The sequence below is a fragment of the Streptomyces sp. BL1 genome (genome assembly GCF_057628045.1).
This window is the reverse complement of record NZ_JBXYWZ010000002.1, coordinates 2042715-2062102: the sequence shown is the minus strand read 5'-3', so window position 1 is coordinate 2062102 and position 19388 is coordinate 2042715. Positions and strand designations below refer to the sequence as shown.

18 protein-coding genes and 1 pseudogene are annotated in these 19388 nt (G+C 72.6%); 14 read left to right on the top strand and 5 right to left on the bottom strand.

Going from position 1 to position 19388, the window contains the following annotated elements:
* Nucleotides 1-9: 9 nt before the first annotated feature.
* The 5 genes from AC3AGO_RS09235 (at nt 10) to AC3AGO_RS09215 (ending at nt 4621) form a co-directional block, all read left to right on the top strand.
* Nucleotides 10-1173, top strand: a complete 1164-nt coding sequence (locus tag AC3AGO_RS09235) for an ROK family glucokinase (protein WP_487819660.1) — start codon at nt 10-12, stop codon at nt 1171-1173.
* A complete protein-coding gene (locus AC3AGO_RS09230) occupies nt 1170-1775 on the top strand; it encodes a hypothetical protein (protein WP_487819659.1) in 606 nt (201 codons plus the stop codon). The genes AC3AGO_RS09235 and AC3AGO_RS09230 overlap by 4 nt, the downstream gene beginning before the upstream one ends.
* Before the next feature lie 56 nt (nt 1776-1831).
* The gene (gene pcaDC / locus AC3AGO_RS09225) at nt 1832-3100 is read left to right on the top strand and encodes a bifunctional 3-oxoadipate enol-lactonase/4-carboxymuconolactone decarboxylase PcaDC (RefSeq protein WP_487819658.1); all 1269 of its coding nucleotides are present in this window, start codon (nt 1832-1834) and stop codon (nt 3098-3100) included.
* Nucleotides 3101-3192: 92 nt separating this feature from the next.
* Nucleotides 3193-3831: an MBL fold metallo-hydrolase gene (locus AC3AGO_RS09220; RefSeq protein ID WP_487819657.1), complete on the top strand. Its 639-nt coding sequence runs from the start codon at nt 3193-3195 to the stop codon at nt 3829-3831.
* A gap of 10 nt (nt 3832-3841) precedes the next feature.
* Complete coding sequence (locus AC3AGO_RS09215; RefSeq protein WP_487819656.1) at nt 3842-4621, top strand: exodeoxyribonuclease III; 780 nt, start codon at nt 3842-3844, stop codon at nt 4619-4621.
* Between the two features lie 53 nt (nt 4622-4674).
* Here AC3AGO_RS09215 and AC3AGO_RS09210 read toward each other — a convergent pair whose 3' ends face one another.
* Entirely contained in the window at nt 4675-6516 is a 1842-nt protein-coding gene (locus AC3AGO_RS09210; RefSeq protein WP_487819655.1) for a GDSL-type esterase/lipase family protein, read from the bottom strand.
* Nucleotides 6517-6912: 396 nt separating this feature from the next.
* On the opposite strand from AC3AGO_RS09210, the gene AC3AGO_RS09205 reads away from it, so the two are divergent.
* Nucleotides 6913-7344 (top strand): DUF6278 family protein, encoded by a 432-nt coding sequence (locus tag AC3AGO_RS09205; RefSeq protein ID WP_487819654.1) that lies wholly within the window; start codon nt 6913-6915, stop codon nt 7342-7344.
* Nucleotides 7345-7509: 165 nt separating this feature from the next.
* Here AC3AGO_RS09205 and AC3AGO_RS09200 read toward each other — a convergent pair whose 3' ends face one another.
* Nucleotides 7510-8262 (bottom strand): GntR family transcriptional regulator, encoded by a 753-nt coding sequence (locus AC3AGO_RS09200; protein ID WP_487819653.1) that lies wholly within the window; start codon nt 8260-8262, stop codon nt 7510-7512.
* Between the two features lie 625 nt (nt 8263-8887).
* Between AC3AGO_RS09200 and AC3AGO_RS09195 the strand changes: the two genes are divergently transcribed.
* The 7 genes and pseudogenes from AC3AGO_RS09195 (at nt 8888) to AC3AGO_RS09165 (ending at nt 15547) form a co-directional block, all read left to right on the top strand.
* The gene (locus tag AC3AGO_RS09195) at nt 8888-9766 is read left to right on the top strand and encodes an alpha/beta fold hydrolase (RefSeq protein WP_487819652.1); all 879 of its coding nucleotides are present in this window, start codon (nt 8888-8890) and stop codon (nt 9764-9766) included.
* A gap of 720 nt (nt 9767-10486) precedes the next feature.
* Nucleotides 10487-11020, top strand: a pseudogene (locus tag AC3AGO_RS09190) (MFS transporter); the annotation flags it as partial.
* Between the two features lie 726 nt (nt 11021-11746).
* Complete coding sequence (locus AC3AGO_RS09185) at nt 11747-12175, top strand: PucC family protein (RefSeq protein ID WP_487824924.1); 429 nt, start codon at nt 11747-11749, stop codon at nt 12173-12175.
* 148 nt (nt 12176-12323) lie between these two features.
* The gene (locus AC3AGO_RS09180) at nt 12324-13052 is read left to right on the top strand and encodes an amino acid ABC transporter ATP-binding protein (RefSeq protein ID WP_487824585.1); all 729 of its coding nucleotides are present in this window, start codon (nt 12324-12326) and stop codon (nt 13050-13052) included.
* Nucleotides 13053-13063: 11 nt separating this feature from the next.
* Nucleotides 13064-13981 carry a glutamate ABC transporter substrate-binding protein gene (locus tag AC3AGO_RS09175; RefSeq protein WP_487819651.1) on the top strand — a complete coding sequence of 306 codons (918 nt, stop codon included), beginning with the start codon at nt 13064-13066 and terminating at the stop codon, nt 13979-13981.
* A 22-nt stretch (nt 13982-14003) separates the two neighbouring features.
* Entirely contained in the window at nt 14004-14657 is a 654-nt protein-coding gene (locus tag AC3AGO_RS09170) for an amino acid ABC transporter permease (protein WP_487819650.1), read from the top strand.
* A gap of 5 nt (nt 14658-14662) precedes the next feature.
* Entirely contained in the window at nt 14663-15547 is an 885-nt protein-coding gene (locus AC3AGO_RS09165; RefSeq protein ID WP_487819649.1) for an amino acid ABC transporter permease, read from the top strand.
* A 131-nt stretch (nt 15548-15678) separates the two neighbouring features.
* On the opposite strand, the gene AC3AGO_RS09160 is transcribed toward AC3AGO_RS09165, so the two are convergent.
* From AC3AGO_RS09160 to AC3AGO_RS09150, 3 genes are all read right to left on the bottom strand, one after another.
* Nucleotides 15679-16446 (bottom strand): hypothetical protein, encoded by a 768-nt coding sequence (locus tag AC3AGO_RS09160; protein WP_487819648.1) that lies wholly within the window; start codon nt 16444-16446, stop codon nt 15679-15681.
* A gap of 76 nt (nt 16447-16522) precedes the next feature.
* Entirely contained in the window at nt 16523-16864 is a 342-nt protein-coding gene (locus AC3AGO_RS09155) for a helix-turn-helix domain-containing protein (RefSeq protein ID WP_487819647.1), read from the bottom strand.
* Complete coding sequence (locus tag AC3AGO_RS09150; RefSeq protein ID WP_487824584.1) at nt 16861-17244, bottom strand: type II toxin-antitoxin system RelE/ParE family toxin; 384 nt, start codon at nt 17242-17244, stop codon at nt 16861-16863. Before AC3AGO_RS09150 ends, AC3AGO_RS09155 begins: the two co-directional genes overlap by 4 nt.
* A 127-nt stretch (nt 17245-17371) precedes the next feature.
* On the opposite strand from AC3AGO_RS09150, the gene ggt reads away from it, so the two are divergent.
* Nucleotides 17372-19231: a gamma-glutamyltransferase gene (gene ggt / locus AC3AGO_RS09145; RefSeq protein ID WP_487819646.1), complete on the top strand. Its 1860-nt coding sequence runs from the start codon at nt 17372-17374 to the stop codon at nt 19229-19231.
* Nucleotides 19232-19388 lie beyond the last annotated feature (157 nt).

Genomic DNA, 19388 nt, shown 5'->3' with positions numbered 1-19388 from the left:
CGAGCGGTCATGAGCACGTACCGGGAGCGCGTGGAGCGCGTCCAGCGCCGGCGCGGCAACAGCGCGCCGAGCCACAGCGTGCTGCGCACGGTCAGCACCCGCGAGCGGCGGTCGCCCTCGTCCGCGCCGCGCGTGCCGACGGTCGGCATCGACATCGGCGGCACCAAGGTGATGGCGGGGGTGGTGGACGCCGACGGGAACATCCTGGAGAAGGTCCGCACCGAGACCCCCGACAAGTCGAAGAGCCCCAAGGTCGTCGAGGACACCATCGCCGAGCTGGTGCTGGACCTCTCCGACCGGCACGACGTGCACGCGGTGGGCATCGGCGCGGCCGGCTGGGTCGACGCCGACCGCTCCCGCGTGCTGTTCGCGCCCCATCTCGCGTGGCGCGACGAGCCGTTGAAGGACGCGCTCACCTCGCGGCTGGCCGTCCCGGTGATGGTCGACAACGACGCGAACACCGCGGCCTGGGGCGAGTGGCGGTTCGGCGCGGGACGCGGCGAGGACCACCTCGTGATGATCACCCTGGGCACCGGCATCGGCGGCGCGATCCTGGAGGACGGCCGCGTCAAGCGCGGAAAGTACGGCGTCGCGGGCGAGTTCGGCCATATGCAGGTCGTGCCCGGCGGACACCGCTGCCCGTGCGGCAACCGCGGCTGCTGGGAGCAGTACAGCTCCGGCAACGCGCTGGTCCGCGAGGCCCGCGAGCTGGCCGCCGCCGAATCGCCCGTCGCCTACGGCATCATCGAGCGGGTCGGCGGCCAGATCTCGGAGATCAGCGGCCCCCTCATCACCGAACTGGCGCGCGAGGGCGACGCCATGTGCATCGAGCTGTTCCAGGAGATCGGCGCCTGGCTCGGCACCGGCATCGCCAATCTCGCCGCCGCGCTCGACCCGTCCTGCTTCGTCATCGGCGGCGGCGTCAGCGCCGCCGACGAGCTGCTCATCGACCCCGCCCGGGACGCCTTCCGGCGTCAGCTGACCGGCCGGGGCTACCGACCGGAGGCCCGTATCGTCAAGGCACAGCTGGGCCCCGAGGCCGGACTCGTCGGCGCGGCCGACCTCGCCCGCCTCGTGGCCCGCCGTTTCCGCCGCGCCAACCGCCGCCGACTGGAGCGGTACGAGCGCTACGAACGGGCCGCCGACCAGCTCCGCAAGGCGGTGGGCCAGTGAACACCGCACAGACCCCGCCCCCGGTGCACCCCGCCGAGGCGCCGCACACGCCGGACCACGCGCCGCTGCCCGCGCAGGGCCCGCCGCACCGGCCCCGGCACCGCGTGCTGACCCTGATCATCGTGGTGCTGCTGATCGCCATCCCGGCCGGCTACGTGGTGCTGTCCGCGTACCAGAGCCGGGACAGCGGCGAGGACAAGGAGCGCATCGCCGCCGCCTCCGGCCTCACCTACAGCCCGCCCAGCAAGGTGCAGCAGAGCATCTACGACGTGCCCGTCCCCGCCGACGGCAAGCGGGTGGGCTTCTACGAGACCAACTCGTGGAAGACCAGCCGCCTTTACGTGCAGTTCCGCACCAGCGACAAGCACCTCGACGAGTTCCTCGGCAACGTCGGCACCGACCGCTCCGCCCTCCAGGACGGCAAGGTGACCATCGGCGACAGCTCCGCGGACACCGTCGGCTGGGACCTGAAGCAGAACGGCCACGCGTACTGGGGCACCCACGTCGACCAGGCGGGACGCCAGCCGGACCTGGACATCACCGTCGACACCACCTACAAGGGGCAGCCCCGCGTATATGTGGTGTCCACTGCGCAGCCCTGACGTCTGGACCCGGACCCGGGCACACGCCGGAAACTGTCGCTCGGTAGCGTGAACGTGTGAGCGAGACGAACACAGCCCAGACACTGCAACACCGCGTCGACGGTCCTGACGGTGCCCCCGTGCTCGTCCTGGGTCCCGCACTCGGTACCACCTGGCACATGTGGGACCGGCAGATACCGGAACTCACCCGCAACTGGCGGGTGCTGCGCTTCGACCTGCCCGGCCACGGCGGTGCCCCCGCGTACGGCGCCAAATCGGCCGACGTGCTCGCCGAGCGGCTGCTCGCGACGCTGGACGCGCTCGGCGTGGACCGGTTCGGCTACGCCGGCTGTTCCCTCGGCGGCGCCGTCGGCATCCAGCTCGCGCTCGCGGCACCGGAGCGGGTCTCCTCGCTCGCCCTCGTGTCCTGCGCGCCACGTTTCGGCACGCCCGACTCGTGGCGGCAGCGCGGCGTCGTCGTCCGTACGAACGGGCTCGACCCGATCGCGCGCTCCACCCCCGAGCGGTGGTTCACCGCGGAGTTCGCCACCGCGCAGCCGGCCATCGTCGAGTGGGCCGTGCAGATGGTCCGCACGACCGACCCCGGCTGCTACATAGCGGCCTGCGAGTCCCTCGCCTCGTTCGACGGCAAGGCCGACCTCGACCGGATCGGCGTCCCCACCCTCGTGGTGTCCGGTTCCGCCGACGAGACCACCCCGCCCACCGACGCGCGGGCCCTGGTCGCCGGCATACCGGACGCGCGGCTCGCCATCGTGCCGAACGCCTCGCACCTGACACCCGTCGAACAGCCGGGCGCCGTCACCGAGTTGCTCATCAAGCACTTCACCACCACCTGGCAGGAGTCCCCCGCAGGACCGCCGGCCCCGGCCCCCGTCATCACCCCGCAGCCGCCGCACGCCTCCGCCGTCGCGGAACTGGAGACGGCGGAGGCCGCCGCCATCCGCACCGACCCGTACGACCCGGGCATGAAGGTGCGCCGCGAGGTCCTCGGCGACGCGCACGTCGACCGGGCCACCGAGAAGGCCGACGACTTCACGCAGGACTTCCAGGACTTCCTCACCCGCTACGCGTGGGGCGAGATCTGGACCCGGCCCGGCATCGACCGGCGCACCCGCTCCGTCATCACCCTCACTGCGCTCACCGCCGGCGGGCACACCGAGGAACTCGCCTTCCACACCCGCGCCGCGCTCCGCAACGGCCTCACCCCGGACGAGATCAAGGAGGTGCTGCTGCACTCCGCCGTGTACGTCGGGGTGCCGGCCGCCAACTCCGCCTTCGCCGTGGCCCAGCAGGTCATTCGCGAGGAGACCACGCCCGAGGAGTGACGGCGCCCGGAGAGTGACTGCGGGCCGAGCGGGCCGAGCGGGCCGGGGCGCCGCCCGGCGCGACGGCCCGCCCGCGAGGCACAATGGGCCGCATGGAGCTGATCAAGAAGGGGCACTCCTGCGTACGGCTCGAGGAGGAGGGGCGCACCCTCGTCATCGACCCCGGAGCCTTCAGCGAGGCTGACGCAGCCGTCGGTGCCGACGCCGTGCTCGTGACGCACGAACACCCCGACCACTTCGACGAGGCCCGGCTGCGGGCGGCCCTGGAGGCCGACCCCGCGGCGCAGATCTGGACGCTGCGCAGCGTCGCCGAGCGCATCGAGACCTCGTTCCCCGGCAGGGTGCACACCGTCGGGGAGGGCGACACCTTCGAAGCGGCCGGCTTCGAGGTCGAGGTGCACGGGCAACTGCACGCCGTCATCCACCCGGACATCCCGCGCATCTCGAACGTCGGCTATGTCGTGGACGGCAAGGTCTTCCACCCCGGCGACGCGCTCACCGTGCCGGGCCGCGAGGTGGAGACGCTGCTGCTGCCGGTGCACGCGCCGTGGAGCAAGGTCTCCGAAGTCATCGACTACGTACGGGAAGTGGCCCCGAAGCAGGCGATCGACATCCACGACGCGCTGCTCACGGACCTCGCCCGGCCCGTCTACGACGGCATGATCGAGAATCTGGGCGGCGCGCCGCACACCCGCCTCACCCCCGGCGAGAGTGTCGGACTCGCGCGGTAGATTCCGGGGTATGCGTATCGCGACCTGGAACGTCAATTCCATCACCGCCCGGCTGCCGCGGCTGCTCGCCTGGCTGGAGTCGTCGGACACCGACGTGCTCTGCCTCCAGGAGCTGAAGACCACCGCCGAGGCCTTCCCCGCCGAGCAGCTGCGCGAGGCGGGCTACGAGGCGGTGGTCAACGGCACCGGCCGGTGGAACGGCGTGGCGGTGCTCTCCCGCGTCGGCATCGAGGACCCCGTCGTGGGCCTGCCCGACGGGCCGGACTTCGACGGCGCGACGGAGCCGCGGGCCGCCGCCGCGACGTGCGGCGGCGTCCGCGTCTGGTCGGTCTACGTGCCGAACGGCCGCGAGGTGGACCACCCGCACTACGCCTACAAGCTGGAGTGGCTGGACGCGCTGCGCCGCACCGCCGAGACGGAGGCCGCAGGCCAGGTGCCCTTCGCGGTCCTCGGTGACTACAACATCGCGCCGACCGACGACGACGTCTGGGACATCTCCCGCTTCGACGGCGCCACCCACGTCACCGAGGCGGAGCGGGCCGCGCTGTCCGCGCTCCGCGAGGCGGGCCTCGCGGACGTCGTGCCCCGCCCGCTGAAGTACGACCAGCCCTTTACGTACTGGGACTACCGCGAGCTGGGCTTCCCGAAGAACAAGGGCATGCGGATCGACCTGGTCTACGGCAACTCCCCGTTCGCGTCCGCGGTGAAGGACGCCTACGTCGACCGGGAGGAGCGGAAGGGCAAGGGCGCTTCCGACCACGCCCCGGTCGTCGTCGACCTGGAGCTGTGAGCCCGCCTCTCGGGCAGCGGGCCGTCAGGGGGTGAGCCCCCGGGAGCGCCCTCTCACGGGGTGAGACTGCGCAGCGGCACGGACTCGCCGAGGGCGCGCAGGCCCGCGTCGCCCGGGTGCAGATGGTCGCCGCTGTCGTAGGCGGGCAGCAGCCGCTGCGGGCGCTGCGGATCGCGGAGCACCGCGTCGAAGTCGAGCACCGCGTCGAAGGTGCCGCCACTGTTGTTCTTGACGCTGCTGTCTCTGATGAAGGCGTTGACGGCGGTGCGCCGTTCGTCGACGGAGGGGGTGCAGTCCTTGTAGCCCTCGCAGGGTGCGACCGTCGCGGCGACGACGCGGACGCCGCGCTCCCGCGCCCGCTGCGCGAGGTCCCGCATGCCGGCGATCACGTTCTCGGCGGGGGCACCCCAGCGCACGTCGTTGACGCCCTCGAAGAGCACGACGGTACGGACGCTCGGCTGGGCCAGCACGTCGCGCTCCAGCCGGTGCTGCGCGCTGACGCCGCCCGTGTCGGTGCTGACGCCGTCGCCGGGATAGCGGTCGGTGACGACGCGGTTGGCGGAGATGCCGTGGTTGAGGACGCCGTAGCGCGGCACCGCGGACTGGTCGAGGAGGCGGCGGGCCAGGACGTTCGGCCAGCGCCGGTTGGCGTCGGGCGTGGAGCCCACACCGTCGGTGATGGAGTCGCCCAGCGCGACGACCGAACCGGGGCCGCCGCTCACGTCGACCCCCGTCAGGAACGGCCACGCCGTCACCGAGCCCGTGAAGGCGCCGCCGCCCGCGTCGCCCGTACGGTCACCGCTGCCCGCCGGGCTGACGTACGAGCGCTGTACGGTCGCGCTGTGCAGCGGGGCCGCCGCCACCGGGTCCGGCAGGTGGAGACTCACCAGCAGGTTGGTGTCCGGCGGTACGTCGAAGCCGACGGGGTCGCTCACCGCGCGGGCACCGGCCGGTATGCGCGTACCGGCCTGTCCGCCGAAGGCCAGCGGCACGGGCGCTTTCCGGGAGCCCGCGCCGGCGCCCTGTACGGCGACGGAGACGTGCCCTATGCGGACCGGCGCCGACGCGAAGGTGTTCTCCAGCCGTATGCGGGCGCGCGGACCGCCGGCCGAGGTGTGCACGACGAGGCGGAGCGTCTGGTCGCGCCACGGTCCCACGGGCGCGTAGCCCGCCGTGCTCGCCGTCCAACTGCCCGTCCAGGCAGGGTCGCCGCCGCGGACGGCCGCGTCGAAGATGTGCAGATCCGCCTCCGGGCCCGGATCGCGGGGGAGTTCGACGGAGGAGACCTCCGCGCCGACGCGTACGGGCACCGTCACCGCGTACAGCTTCGTCTTCTCCGCGGTCTGCGCGCCGGGGGAGTTGAGGTGCGGGAGGGCGACGGCCTTGGTCGCGAGGGGGCCGCCGCGCCAGTCGGGCGCCGCGAGGGTGTACGAGCTGCTGGAGCCGTCCCGGTAGTGCACCGTGCCGGTGCCGCTGACCGTGCTTCCGGGCCTGCCCGGGGCGGTGGCCGCGGCGAGGAACGAGACCGCGTTGCCCGCGCCGTTGAGGCGTATGTGCTGGCCGTCGGCCCGGATGTTGTCCGGGGTGCCGGGGCTGCGGTCGGGCCGCCGGAGGTTCGCCGCGTCCAGGTCGAGGCGGGTGCCGGGCAGCCAGCCCGCGGCCCGCAGATCGCCCGCGGAGAGGGAGTTGCCGGCCCCGTCGAAGTCCGCGGCGCCAGGGGAGGCGTCGTCGCTGACGGCCCGGTTGTCGAAGAACCGCTCCACAGGGAGCGGCTCCGGGGCGCGCGCCTTTCCGTCGGCGGGCTGTCCTTCGGCGGTCGCGAGGGCAGGGGTGCCGGCTGCTGCGAGCAGCGCGGCGACGGCCGGAACGGAAGCTCTCCACAGGCGTCTGTGCATGCAACTGTCCTCTCTGGCGGCTCACTTCGACACAGCCCCCACAGCTGTGCGGCCCCAGCCGGCAGTGCGATCCCACTCGGGAGTGCGATCGCAGTCGGCTGCGCGATCGATCGCAGTCGGCTGTGCGATCCCACTCGGCTGTGCGATCCCACTCGAACAAGGCTGGGTGAAGGTAGAGAGGCGCAGAGGGGCCGTCAAGGTGTCGCGCAGCGTTCGCGCACCGTTCGAGCAGCGCAGACGGCGCACGCGCTGTTGCCGCGCGCCTGTGGTGCGGAGTGCGGTACGGATGCCATTCTTGCGGATATGCGCAATTTCCCGGGGGGCCGGGAAGCCGGACCCCGGCCGGACACGCGGGTCGGAAGGGGCTAGCGGACAGATATCGCGAGGTGACCTTCAGTGCACATCCCCTTCGTGGAGCAGTGGCGGAAGCGGCACGAAGGCGGGGTCGCCGCCGATCCGCTGTCCGCCGACCCCGCCGAGACCGCACAACTGCTGTCCGAATGCGAGCTGCTGCGCCGTCAGGCGCGGGACGCCGGCGTCGAACTGGACGACTCCCCGGACTCGTTGGCCGCCCTCGACCAGCTGCTGCCGCGCTGGCGCGACGACCCCGAAGTGACGCCCTGGCTGGGCAGCGACGCGGGCCTCTACCTGGGTACGGTCATCGTCCGTACGGTGCGGGGCGCGGCCTGGCGGCTGCGGTCAGACGGCCAGCCCGTGGTGCGGCTCCCCTCGGAGTGGGAGGTCGACGTGCTCGCGGAGGGCGGCTCCTGGGCCGAGACCGGCACGCCGGAGCTGTCGCAGGTGTACGGGGAGGCGTCGGAGGGGTGAGGGCGCTGGGCGCGTGCCCGGCGTCTTGCGGGGTGACTGCCGTTGGGGGTGCGGGTCCTGACGGGGTGTCGGGCGCGGTGGCTTCCGTTGGGGTGCGGGTCGGAGTGCGTGTCGGGGTGCGGGTTCTGACGGGGCGTCGGGTGTCTGCTCTCCGTTCTTGTCGCGTCAGCCGGTGAACGGGATGCCGTACTCCAGGCGCCAGCGGTCCGCGCGGACCACGATGTCGGAGGTCTCCACGGGCCGTTCGCGCTCGTCGTAGTGGGTGCGCTCGACCACCGTCACGCACTGTCCCGGCGAGCAGCCGAGACTCTCCGCCTCCGGCGTCGTGGCGGGACGGGCCCCGACGAGTTCCGCGGCGCGCACGACACGGACGCCGATCGCGGCGAACCGGCCGCGGACCCCGCGCCGCGCGTACGGCCCCAGCTCGGGGAAGACCACGTCCGTACCCTCGGTGAGCTCCAACGGCTCCCAGCTGGTGGCCAGTTGGACCGGGCGGCGGTCCGCCAGATACTCGTACTCGGTACGCATCACACGGTCGCCCGGATCCAGATGCAGCCGCTCCGCGACCCCGGCGGGCGCCTCGGCGGGCGCGGAGGTGGCCTCCCAGTCGAGCGCGGACACCTGCTCGGTGCGGGGCGCGGCGATACAGGCGGCGAACGGCGAGTCCACCGCCCCCGTGGAGCGCAGCAGCGTGCCGGCCGGCGCGCGGTCGGTGACGAACACGCCCCGCCCGAACTGGCCTTCGGCGTAGCCTGCCACCTTGAGCACCCGTACGGCGCGGTCGACGGTCTGGTCGCTCGCGGCGTACGTCCGCTTCAGCTCGGAGCGGGACGGGATGCGGGTGCCGGCACCCAGGCTGCCCTCGTCGATCTGCCGGCGCAGATCGTCGGCGATTCGCTGGTACACCGGCCTGGGCATTGTCGGCTCCCTTCCCCCGCGTGGCGCGGGGCCTCCCTGCGGTCCTGTGCGGCTGTGCGGCTGTGCGGCCGTGTGTGGCTGTGTGGGCGTCTGCGTGTCGCGTGCTGCCGTGAGGGTGTGGCTGCCGTGAGGCTAGGTACGCAGGCGGGTCCTCCGTACCTAGGCCTCCGGCGGGGGAGACGGGGCGCCGGCCTTGTCCCGCATGGCCCGCGAGCCTGCCGAACCCTTTCCCCACCCCCACACCCACCCCACCCTTTTCCCCGTTACGGGGGACCCCGCGGCCCACCGCTGACGAGGGCCCGCGCCTCGGTGTGGGCAGCTGGTCCGCCCAAGGGGCGGAACGGGTGGGCACACCGGACCGCACCCGCGCAGGGTTCCGCACCCCGCACGCAACGCTCGCGCCGCGGTGAGGGGTTGGCCCCGGACCCGCCCCTACCCGTTTCTTCCGGGGCTCCCGCCCCGGCCCCGGCCGCGCTCCGCGCGAAAAGAACGGGGCTGCGCCCCGGACCCCCGCGGGGCTCCGCCCCTGCACCCCGCCGCGCACTTGTACGATCCCTGACCGGGCCGCCCGCACGCGCCAGCCGGCCCGTACGACGAGCCCGCCCCGTACACCGAGGAGTCCCGCATGGCCACGGACGCGCACCCGGACCCGGACACGTTCGAACGGCTGGAGATCCCGGTCGGTCCGTACACCTTCGACGCGCTCGCGGCCGGGCCCGCCGACGGGCCGCTGGTGCTGTTGCTGCACGGCTGGCCCGAGTTCGCCGACTCGTGGAGCGGCGTGCTCCCCGGGCTGGCCGCCGCCGGCTACCGCGCGGTCGCCGTCGACCAGCGCGGCTACGCGCCCGGCGCCCGCCCGTCCGGCATCTCCCACTACGCCGTGCCCGAACTCGTCGCCGACGCCCTCGCGTTCGCCGACTCGCAGGGCGCGGAACGGTTCCACCTGGTCTCCCACGACTGGGGCGGCATCGTCGCCTGGGCGCTCGCCGCCGAGCACCCCGAGCGCCTCAACTCGCTGACGGTGCTGGCCACTCCGCACCTCGCGGCCCTCGACGCGGCCGTCGCCGACGACGCGGAGCAGTCCGGGCGGCTCGACTACATCCGCTTCTTCCGCCGCGACACCGGCACCGCCGAGTCGGCGCTGCTCGCCGAGGACGCGCGGCGGCTGCGGGCGGTGTACGGCGGCCGGGTCGGCGCGGAACTGGTGGAGCGGAACGTCCGCCGGCTCTCCGAACCGGGCGCGCTCACGGCGGTCCTCAACTGGTACCGGGCGCCCGAGGGGCTGCTGACCGTGCCGATGGGCAGCGTCTCCGTACCCACGCTGTACGTATGGGGCAGCGAGGACGTCGCGCTCGGCCGCCGCGCGGCGGAGGGTACGGGGGAGTGGGTGGACGGGCCGTACCGCTTCGTGGAGCTGGCCGGCGTCAGCCACTGGCTCCCCGAGGAGGTCCCCGACCTCGTCACGACCCACACCCTCACCCACCTCGCCCGCCACCCCGGGTAGCGAGCGCGCCGTACACCCGCGCCCGCGCCCCGCCCCCCGGTGTGGACACGCGCTCCGCGCGAGGTGTGGGCAGCTGGTCCGCCAAGGGGCGGAACGGGTGGGCACACGGACCGCACCCGCGAGGCCACGTCCCCCACGCACCCAACGCCCGCGCCGTGGTGAGGGGTTGAGCCCCGGCCCCGCCCCTACCCGTTTCTTCCAGGGCTGCCGCCCCGGCCCCCACCCGCGCTCCGCGCGGAAAGAACGCGGGGCTCCGCCCCTGCACCCCGCCACGCTGCGTGCGTAAAGAATGGGGGCTGCGCCCCGGCCCCACGCGCTGGCGGGCGGAAGAACCGGGGCTGCCGCCCCGAGCCCCACGCGGGGCTCCGCCCCTGCACCCCGCCGCTCTGCGCGCGCAAAGAAGTGGGGGCTGCGCCCCGGCCCGCGCGCTGGCGGGCGGAAGACTGGGGCTGCCGCCCCGGACCCGCGCGGGGCTCCGCCCCCGCACCCCACCGCGCTCCGCGCGAAAGGAACGGGAGCGCAAAGGAACGGGAGCGCCCCGGCCCCCGCGGGGCTGCGCCCCGGACCCCACGCGCTGCGCGCGGAAAGAACGGGGGCTCCGCCCCCATCGCGTTGCGCGCGGAAAGAACGCCGCAGCGCCCCGTGCCGCAGAGTGGAAGCCGTTACGGAAGCGAACGCGGACGCGGACGCCGAGGGGAAGGGGCGCGGGTGACGCAGGGGATGGGCCGGTACTTGGCCACCGCGTTGGGGGCGCGGCTCGCCGACGAGGGCGTCGCGATCGCCCTCGTGCTGCTCGCGCTGCACCGTACGGGCTCCGCCGCGGCAGGCGCCTTCGTGCTGACGGGGTGGATGGCACCGCACGTCGTGGCCGCTCCCGTGGCCGGTGCGGTCGCGGCCCGGGTGCGCCGGCCGCGGCTGTTCCACTCCCTCGTCCTCGCCGGTTTCGCCGTGGCCATCGTGGTGCTCGCGGCCGGCGTGGGCCGCGCGCCGACGGTCGTGATCCTCATCGTCGCGGTGGCGGGCGGCAGTTGCGGGCCCGTCGTCACCGGCGGGCTGTCCAGCCTGGTGGCCGAGCTGGTGCCCGCGGGACCCGGGCGCGACCGCGCGTACGGGCTGGACTCCGCGACGTACGGTGCGGCCTCCGTGGCCGGTCCCGCCGGCGTGAGCGTCGTGGCGGGCGTGTGGGCCCCGGGCCCGGCCATGGCCCTGCTCGGCGCGGTCGCGGCCTGCGCCGCATGCCTCGCCGCCACGTTGCCCCGTCCCGCGCCATCGCCGGAACAAGGCCCCGAACCCGCCCGGGACCGACCGCAATCCGCCCGAGGGTACCCGGAAGCCGCCCCGCTCCCGGGCTGTGACGCCCCGTCACATGAGAGGGGGACGACGCGCCCCGCCCGGGACGCACCCTCCGCACCGGACCGCCCCGACACGCTCCCGCCTGCTCTGGGCGCGCCAGAGTGCCCGGAAGCTCTCCCACGCGCGGCCCTTGATGCTGCGTCACGTGAGAGGGAAGCAGCGCGCCGCTCCCGGGACGCCTCCTCCGCGCCGAGCTGGCCCGACGCGTCCCCGCCACCCGAGCCCGCCCCGGAGCGACCGGAAGCCGTCCCACACCCAGCCCTTGACGCCCCGTCACACAGTGGGAACGAGCCCCGCCCGGCGCGGGACGCGCCCACCCCGCCGAACCGGCCCGACGTGCCCCCGCCGGAACCGGGTACGCCGCCCCCGCCGCCCCGCCCCGACGCGCCACCCGCAACCCCCACCCCACCCTCGCTCTGGGCCGACATCGCCGCCGGCGCCACGGCGTTGTGGCGGAGTCGGGAGTTGAGGGCTGTGACCGTGGGGACTTGTGTGGCGTTTGTGGGGATTGGGGGGTTGGCTGCTGTTGCCGTGTTGTTGGTCGGGGCGGGTGGGGGGTATTTGATGACCTCGTTCGCGCTCGGTGGGCTGGCGGGGTCGCTGGGGGTGGCTCGGTGGAGGCCGCCCGTGGGTGCCGGGCGGCTCGCCGCGCTCGGGCTGCTCGGTACGGGTGCGGCTCTCGCGGCGGCGGCCTGCGTGCCGTCGTTCGCCGCGCGTGCGGTGCTGTTCGCCCTCGCGGGGCTCGCGGACGGACCCGTGCTGACGGCGACGTTGCGCGTACGGGCCGATCACGCGCCGCCCCGCGCCCGTACGCAGGTGTTCACACTCGGCGCGGGGCTGAAGGTCTCCGCCGCGGCCTGCGGGGCGGGCATCGTCGGGGCAACGGCCGTACTGCCGCCGCCTGTTCTGCTGTTCGGGATCGCCGCGCTGCAGGTCGTCGCCGCTCTGCTGTGCGTGCTGCTCGGGTGGGCCGTACCGGTGCCGGCCCGGCCCGGAAAGCGTTCCGGAAGGCGTTCAGGGGAGCGTGCCGACGCGGACCGTTCGTCGTGCCGGTAACCCACCCGGCACTCACCCGGCACCCAAGCCGCCCGCGCCCGCGCCTCCCCGTGCCCGCCCCGGCCCCCGTGCCGGACCGCGCGGGCGTGTCCTGCGGGGTTCGCCGGAAATGAAGGGATAGTTTCCGGTTTCTATGGAACCGGAACCGTTGATCGAGCTGCGCGGAGTCAACAAGCACTACGGAAAGCTGCACGTCCTCCAGGAGATCGACCTCACGGTGGGACGCGGCGAGGTCGTCGTCGTGATCGGCCCCTCCGGCTCCGGGAAGTCCACGCTGTGCCGGACCATCAACCGGCTGGAGACCATCGAGTCGGGCTCCGTCTCCATCGAGGGGCAGCCGCTGCCCGCGGAGGGCAAGGCCCTGGCGCGGCTGCGCAGCGACGTCGGGATGGTCTTCCAGTCCTTCAACCTCTTCGCCCACAAGACCGTGTTGGCCAACGTGATGCTCGCGCCGGTCAAGGTCCGCAAACGCCCCAAGGCGGAGGCGGAGAAGAGCGCGCGGCAGCTGCTGGACCGGGTCGGCCTGGCCGCGCACGCGGAGAAGTACCCGGCGCAGCTGTCCGGCGGCCAGCAGCAGCGCGTCGCCATCGCCCGGGCGCTGGCGATGGACCCGAAGGTGATGCTCTTCGACGAGCCGACCTCCGCGCTCGACCCGGAGATGATCAGCGAGGTGCTGGACGTCATGCAGCAACTCGCCAGCGAGGGAATGACGATGGTCGTGGTCACCCACGAGATGGGCTTCGCCCGGTCCGCGGCGAACCGGGTGGTGTTCATGGCGGACGGCCAGGTCGTCGAGGACCGCACCCCCGAGGACTTCTTCACCGCTCCACGGAGCGACCGCGCCAAGGACTTCCTGTCCAAGATCCTGAAGCACTGAGAGGGCGGACCGTGCGCACCACCCGTACCATCCGCTGCGCCGTCGCTCTGTGTGCCGCGGCGCTGTTCGCCGCCGGCTGCGGCCGCTCAGGCAGCCCGCCCGCCGCGGGCCCGCAGCCGGGCCAACTGCCCTCGTACACCGTCGACAAGGGCTTCGAGCTGCCCGGTTCGGCCACGTGGAAGCGGGCCAAGGCCCGCGGCAAGCTGGTCATCGGCTCCAAGGAGGACCAGCCGGGCATGGGCGAGATGAACCCGGCGACCGGCACGTACTCCGGATTCGACGTCGAGATCGGCAAGATGCTCGCCGCATCTCTCGGGTTCGACCCGAAGACACAGGTGACGTTCAAGGCCATCGCCTCCGCGAACCGCGAGACCGCGCTGCAGAACGGCCAGATCGACACGTACGTCGGCACGTACACCATCAACGACGGCCGCAAGAAGCTCGTGGGCTTCGCCGGCCCGTACTACATCGCCGGACAGCGGCTGTTGGTGCGCTCGGACGAGAAGCAGGTCACGGGTCCGGACACGATGAACGGCAAGAAGATCTGCTCGGCCGTCGGCTCCACGCCGTACCAGCGGATCGCGGACGACTATCCCAAGGCGCAGGCCGTCGCCTACGACAGCTACGCCATCTGCGTCGACAACCTCCTCAACAAGCAGGTCGACGCCGTCACCACCGACGACACCATCCTGCTCGGCTACGCCGCCAAGAAGCCGGACGAACTCAAGGTCGTCGGGCCGCAGTTCTCGAAGGAGCCGTACGGCATCGGCATCCCCAAGTCCGACAAGCCGCTGGGCCGCGCACTGGACGCGGCCCTGGAGAAGCGGGTGCAGAACGGCGACTGGAAACGCGCCTACGACGTCACCCTCGCCCTCTCCGGCGTGCCCGCGCCGCGTCCGCCCGCCGTCGACCGCTCCCTGACGAGCTGACAGAAGGAGGGCCGACGCCACCATGAACGGACTCGACGTCCTCACCGACAACTTCGCGCTGTACGGCGAGGGGTTCCTCGGCACCATCAAGCTGACGGTCTACTCGTCCGTGCTCGCCCTCGTGCTCGGCGTGATCATGGCCGGGTTCCGGGTGGCGCCCGTCGGGGCGCTCCGCTCGCTCGGCACCGCGTGGGTGACCGTGCTGCGCAACACCCCGCTGACGCTGCTGTTCTTCGCGATGCTGCTGGGGCTGCCACGGTTCGGAGTGGCGCTGCCCTTCGAGGTGTTCGCCGTGCTGGCGCTCGGCTGCTACACCTCGTCCTTCATCTGCGAGGCGGTCCGCTCCGGCATCAACACCGTGCCGGTCGGACAGGGGGAGGCGGCCCGCAGCCTCGGGTTCGGCTTCGGCCAGACCCTGACCGGGATCGTGCTGCCGCAGGCCTTCCGCACCGTGATCCCGCCCGTCGGCTCGACCCTCATCGCGCTCGCCAAGAACTCCGCCATCGCAGGGTCGTTCAGCGTGATCGAGCTGCTCAGCACGTACAAGACCCTCAGCGAGAACGGCTACAGCGTGATCTGGAGCTTCGTCTGGATCGCGGTGGGCTATCTGATCCTGACCCTGACCATCAGCGCCCTCTTCCACTTCCTGGAACGGCGCTGGGGAGTGCCGAGGTGAGCCCGATGACAGCCCTGCGGAAATCGGCACTCCAGACCCGGTCCAGCGCGCTCTACGACATCCCGGGCCCCAAGGCCCGCGCCCGGCACACGCTGTACGGGGTGCTGACGACGCTCGTGATCGCGGTACTGCTCGCCGGGGTGATCTATCTCCTTGTCGACACGGGCCAGTTCGCCGCGATCCGGTGGAACCCCTTCACGTACGCGGGCATCCAGGAACTCCTGCTGCGCGGCCTCGGCAACACGCTGAAGGCCTTCGCCTGCGGCGCGGTCCTGGCGCTCGCCCTCGGGGCGCTGCTGGCCGCCGGGCGGCTGTCCGACCACAAACCGGTGCGCTGGATCGCCGCGCTGGTCGTGGAGTTCTTCCGGGCGATGCCGCTGCTGGTGATGATCTTCTTCATCTTCGTGGCGCTCCAGGTGCAGGCGCTGCCCGCGCTGGTGGCCGGACTCGCGCTCTACAACGGCTCGGTGCTCGCCGAGGTGTTCCGGGCCGGCGTCAACTCCGTCGACCGCGGTCAGCGCGAGGCGGCGTACGCGCTCGGGCTGCGCAAGACGCAGGTCATGACGCACGTCCTGGTGCCGCAGGCGGTACGTGCCATGCTGCCGACGATCATCAGCCAGCTCGTCGTCGCACTGAAGGACACCTCGCTCGGATACCTCATCACCTACGAGGAGTTCCTGCACGCGGGCAAGCTCATCGCCATCAACCTCGACTACGGGATGCCGTTCATCCCCGTCGTCCTCGTCATCTCCGCGATCTACATCGGGCTGTGCATGCTGCTGTCCTGGTTCGCGCAGTGGGTCGCGCGGCGGGAGCGGCGGAGCGTGAAGACGGAGGCGGTGGCGGTGGCTTCGGCGGAGGCGGGTTCCACGATGCCTGGGGCGCGGTAGGCGCGCCCGGGTTTTCCGGTGATGTGACGGGGTGCGGTGTGCCTTGCGGGTGCGGTTGCGCTGTGCGTTTGCGCAGTTCCCCGCGCCCCTTATCTCGCGCCGTTCCCCGCGCCCCTTTATTTGGCCCCCGCTCAGGCTCCTGCTCTGTGGCGGCGGGTGGGGGTGGGGGAGGAGGTCGGGGGTGGGGTGCGGGCTTGGTCGGTGACGTCCGCTACGAGCTCCACCACATCGGGGCCGTACGCATGGGAGTTGACCACCTTCAGCAGCAGGCAGAAGCTGCCGTCCGCGCCGTACTTGCGGGCCAGCCGCGTGTGGTTGCGGGCGAGGTGGCGGGCCGCCGCCTGGTTGGACATGCCGGTCTGGCCGCAGAACAGGAACACCGGCCGCCGGCTGCCGTTCTGCCCCGCGGTGAGCCGCGCCAGCAGCGCGTACTCGGCGTCCGGCGCCATCCGGTACCGCTCCCCGCCGACGGTGAACGCGCCCCGCTCCGGGCCCGGTTCGGGGTCGGTGTTCACCGTGAAGCCGGGCAGCAGACTGTGCAGATGCGCGGCCATCCGCTGATTCGAGGACGGTCCGCCCAGGCAGAACTCCGTCCGCTCGCCGAAGCCCTGCCGGGCCTCGTCGTGCCCGGTGAAGTTCGCGTTGGCACCGCAGTCCTTGATGAGCGCGGCCAGTTCCAGCAGCGCGTACACGTCGGAACGGTGCACCGACCAGTCCTTCGGGCTGCTGACGTGCCGGTTGACGACGAGCAGGCACTCGGAGTTGGCCGGCAGCCCGAAGAACCGCTGCTTGCGCCGCAGTTTGCGGCGCCACAGGTACGTACGGCCGGTCCACCCCAGCGCCGTCGTCACCCCGGCGGCCAGCACCCCGAGCAAGATCTCCCGCAAATTTTCGACCATGAGGCGGGAGCGTAGTGGTGCTGACGTGTGCGTGACATCGGGGCCCGAGTGGGTGCCCGGTGCGCTGCCGTTCGGCTCAGGCGGCGTCGGAGCGGTGCGCGGTGAAGGTCACCTGTGTGTCGTCCTCGTCGAGGGCGATGTTCAACGCGGCATCCAAGGCCGTGGCCAGACGGGAGAGGAGCGGCAGCGTGGGGACCGTGTCCGAGCCCTCGATACGGGAGATCTTTGCCTGTGTCATGCCGGCGCGGGACGCCAGTTCGCTCTGGGTGAGGCCGAGTGCGGTGCGGCGTTCGTAGACGGCTTCGGCGAGGGCCATGGACAACCGGACCTGACGACGGGCCTCGGCCACCTCCGGGGCTTCGGAGGCGATTTCGGTCAGCTTGCGCTCACGCGCGGTCTTCCAGCGGCTGTGGCTCATCGCTCCAGCTCTCCCTTCCCGATGATCCGGACGAACTCCTCGTGGGCGGGCCCGTGTTGTGCCTCGCACGTCTGACGCGCCAGCAGGGCCCGCTTCACCTCGGCTTCCTCGCGCATCCGCGTCTTGCGGAAGACGGTCAGCAGGACGGCGGTGCGGCCGGGGGTCAGCCAGTACGTGATGCGCATGGCGGCGCCGTCCAGCGTCGGGCGCAACTCCCGTACTCCATCGCCCAAGTATCGCGCGTACGGCTCGCCGAGCGTGGCAGCACGCTCCGCGAGCAGTCCGGCGTATTCCTCGACCTTGAGGAAGTGTCTGGCCGGAAGGATCTCCAGCCAGTCCCGCACCTCGGGCTCGAGCTCGATGTTGAAGAGCGCATCCACCACTCGGACAACCATACATGTCGTTGACGACATGCGCTCGCCCCCGCGGACGGGAGTGTAGTGGTGCTGACGTGTGCGTGACATCGGGGCTAGTGTGCGTGGATCTTCGGTCGACAGGAGGAACGCCATGCGGCATCCGCGTCCGCGCCACCGCCGGTCCGTCAGACTCCTCGCCGCCTGCACCGCGGCGGCCGCCGCCGTGGGCACGCTCGCCGCGGGGACCATGACCCCGCCGGACACCCCACGTGACAACGGGAGTTCGGGTACGGCGCCCGCCGGTACGCCCGCCAAGTCGCCGGTCGCCACGGGCAGCGGCGGCGCCGTGTCCAGCGTGGACCCGGACGCGTCCGCCGCCGGTATCGAGGTGCTCCGCAAGGGCGGCAACGCCGCGGACGCGGCGGTGGCCACGGCCGCGGCGCTCGGCGTGACCGAGCCGTACTCGGCGGGCGTCGGAGGCGGCGGCTACTTCGTGCACTACAACGCGAAGACCGGCAGGATCGGCACCCTCGACGGCCGGGAGAAGGCGCCGCTGAGCGCCGACAAGAATCTGCTGCGCGGCGAGGACGGCAAGCCAATTCCGTTCGACGAGGCCGTCACCAGCGGGCTGGGCGTCGGCACGCCCGGTACGCCCGCCACCTGGCAGGCGGCGCTGGACAAGTGGGGCAGCAAGCGGCTCGGTGACACGCTGCGGCCCGCCACCCGGCTGGCCCGGGACGGCTTCGAGGTCGACAAGACGTTCCGGCAGCAGACCGCCGACAACGAGAAGCGGTTCAAGGACTTCCCCGCCACCGCGAAGCTGTTCCTCCCCGGCGGCCGCCCGCCCGCCGTCGGCTCGACGCTGAAGAACCCCGATCTGGCCCGTACGTACGACGAGTTGGCCCGCAAGGGCCCGGACGCCGTCTACAAGGGGGACATCGGCCGCGACGTGGTGCGGACCGTACGCAAGCCGCCCGTGGCCGACGGCGCCCAACGCACCGTGCGGCCGAGCGACATGACGGCACATGACCTGCGCGCGTACGAGGTGCGGGACCAGAAGCCGGCCAAGAGCGAGTACCGGGGCCTCGACGTGTACGGCATGGCGCCGTCGTCCTCCGGCGGCACGAGCGTCGGCGAGGCCCTCAACATCCTCGAGAACAGCGACATGGGGAAGCTGAGCCAGAAGCAGTATCTGCACCGCTATCTGGAGGCGAGCCGCCTCGCGTTCGCGGACCGCGGCCGCTGGGTCGGCGACCCCTCGCAGGAGGACGTGCCCACGAAGGGGCTGCTGTCGCAGCGGTTCGCGGACTCCCGCGAGTGCCTCATCGACGACGGCAAGGCCCTCACCAGCCCCGTCGCGCCCGGCGACCCGCGCCACCCGAAGGGCTGCGGCTCCGGCGGCGAGAAGGCGGCGCCCACCACGTACGAGGGCCCGAACACCACGCATCTGACGGCCTCCGACAAGTGGGGCAACGTCGTCGCCTACACGCTGACGATCGAGCAGACCGGCGGCAGCGGCATCACCGTGCCGGGCCGCGGTTTCCTGCTCAACAACGAGCTCACCGACTTCTCCTTCACCCCGGCACAGGAGGGCGTACACGACCCGAACCTGCCGGGCCCGGGCAAGCGGCCCCGCTCCTCGATGTCGCCGACGATCGTGACGAAGGACGGCAAGCCCGTCTTCGCGCTCGGCTCACCCGGCGGCGCCACCATCATCACGACGGTGCTGCAGTCCCTGGTCAACCACGTCGACCGGGGCATGCCGCTGGTCGACGCCATCGCCGCGCCCCGTGCCAGCCAGCGCAACGCGGCCACGACCGACATCGAGCCGAAGCTGTACGACAGCCCCGTACGGGCCCAACTGGAGCAGCTGGGCCACAAGTTCAAGAAGACCGCGGAGATCGGCGCGGCCACCGGCGTACAGCGGCTGCCGGACGGCCGCTGGCTCGCCGCGGCCGAACGCGAACGGCGCGGCGGCGGCTCCGCGATGGTGGTGCATCCGCAGAAGTGAGCCGCGGTGACCCGCGGATGCCGGGCACCTGATGCCGGGTCCGTGATGCCGGGTCCGTGAGCCCGCGCGGGTGACCGCGCGGCAGCGCACCGAGCGCCCCTGTACCGAGATGTGCGGGGGCGCTCGCCGCTGCGGCCGTCATCAGCTATGACCTTCG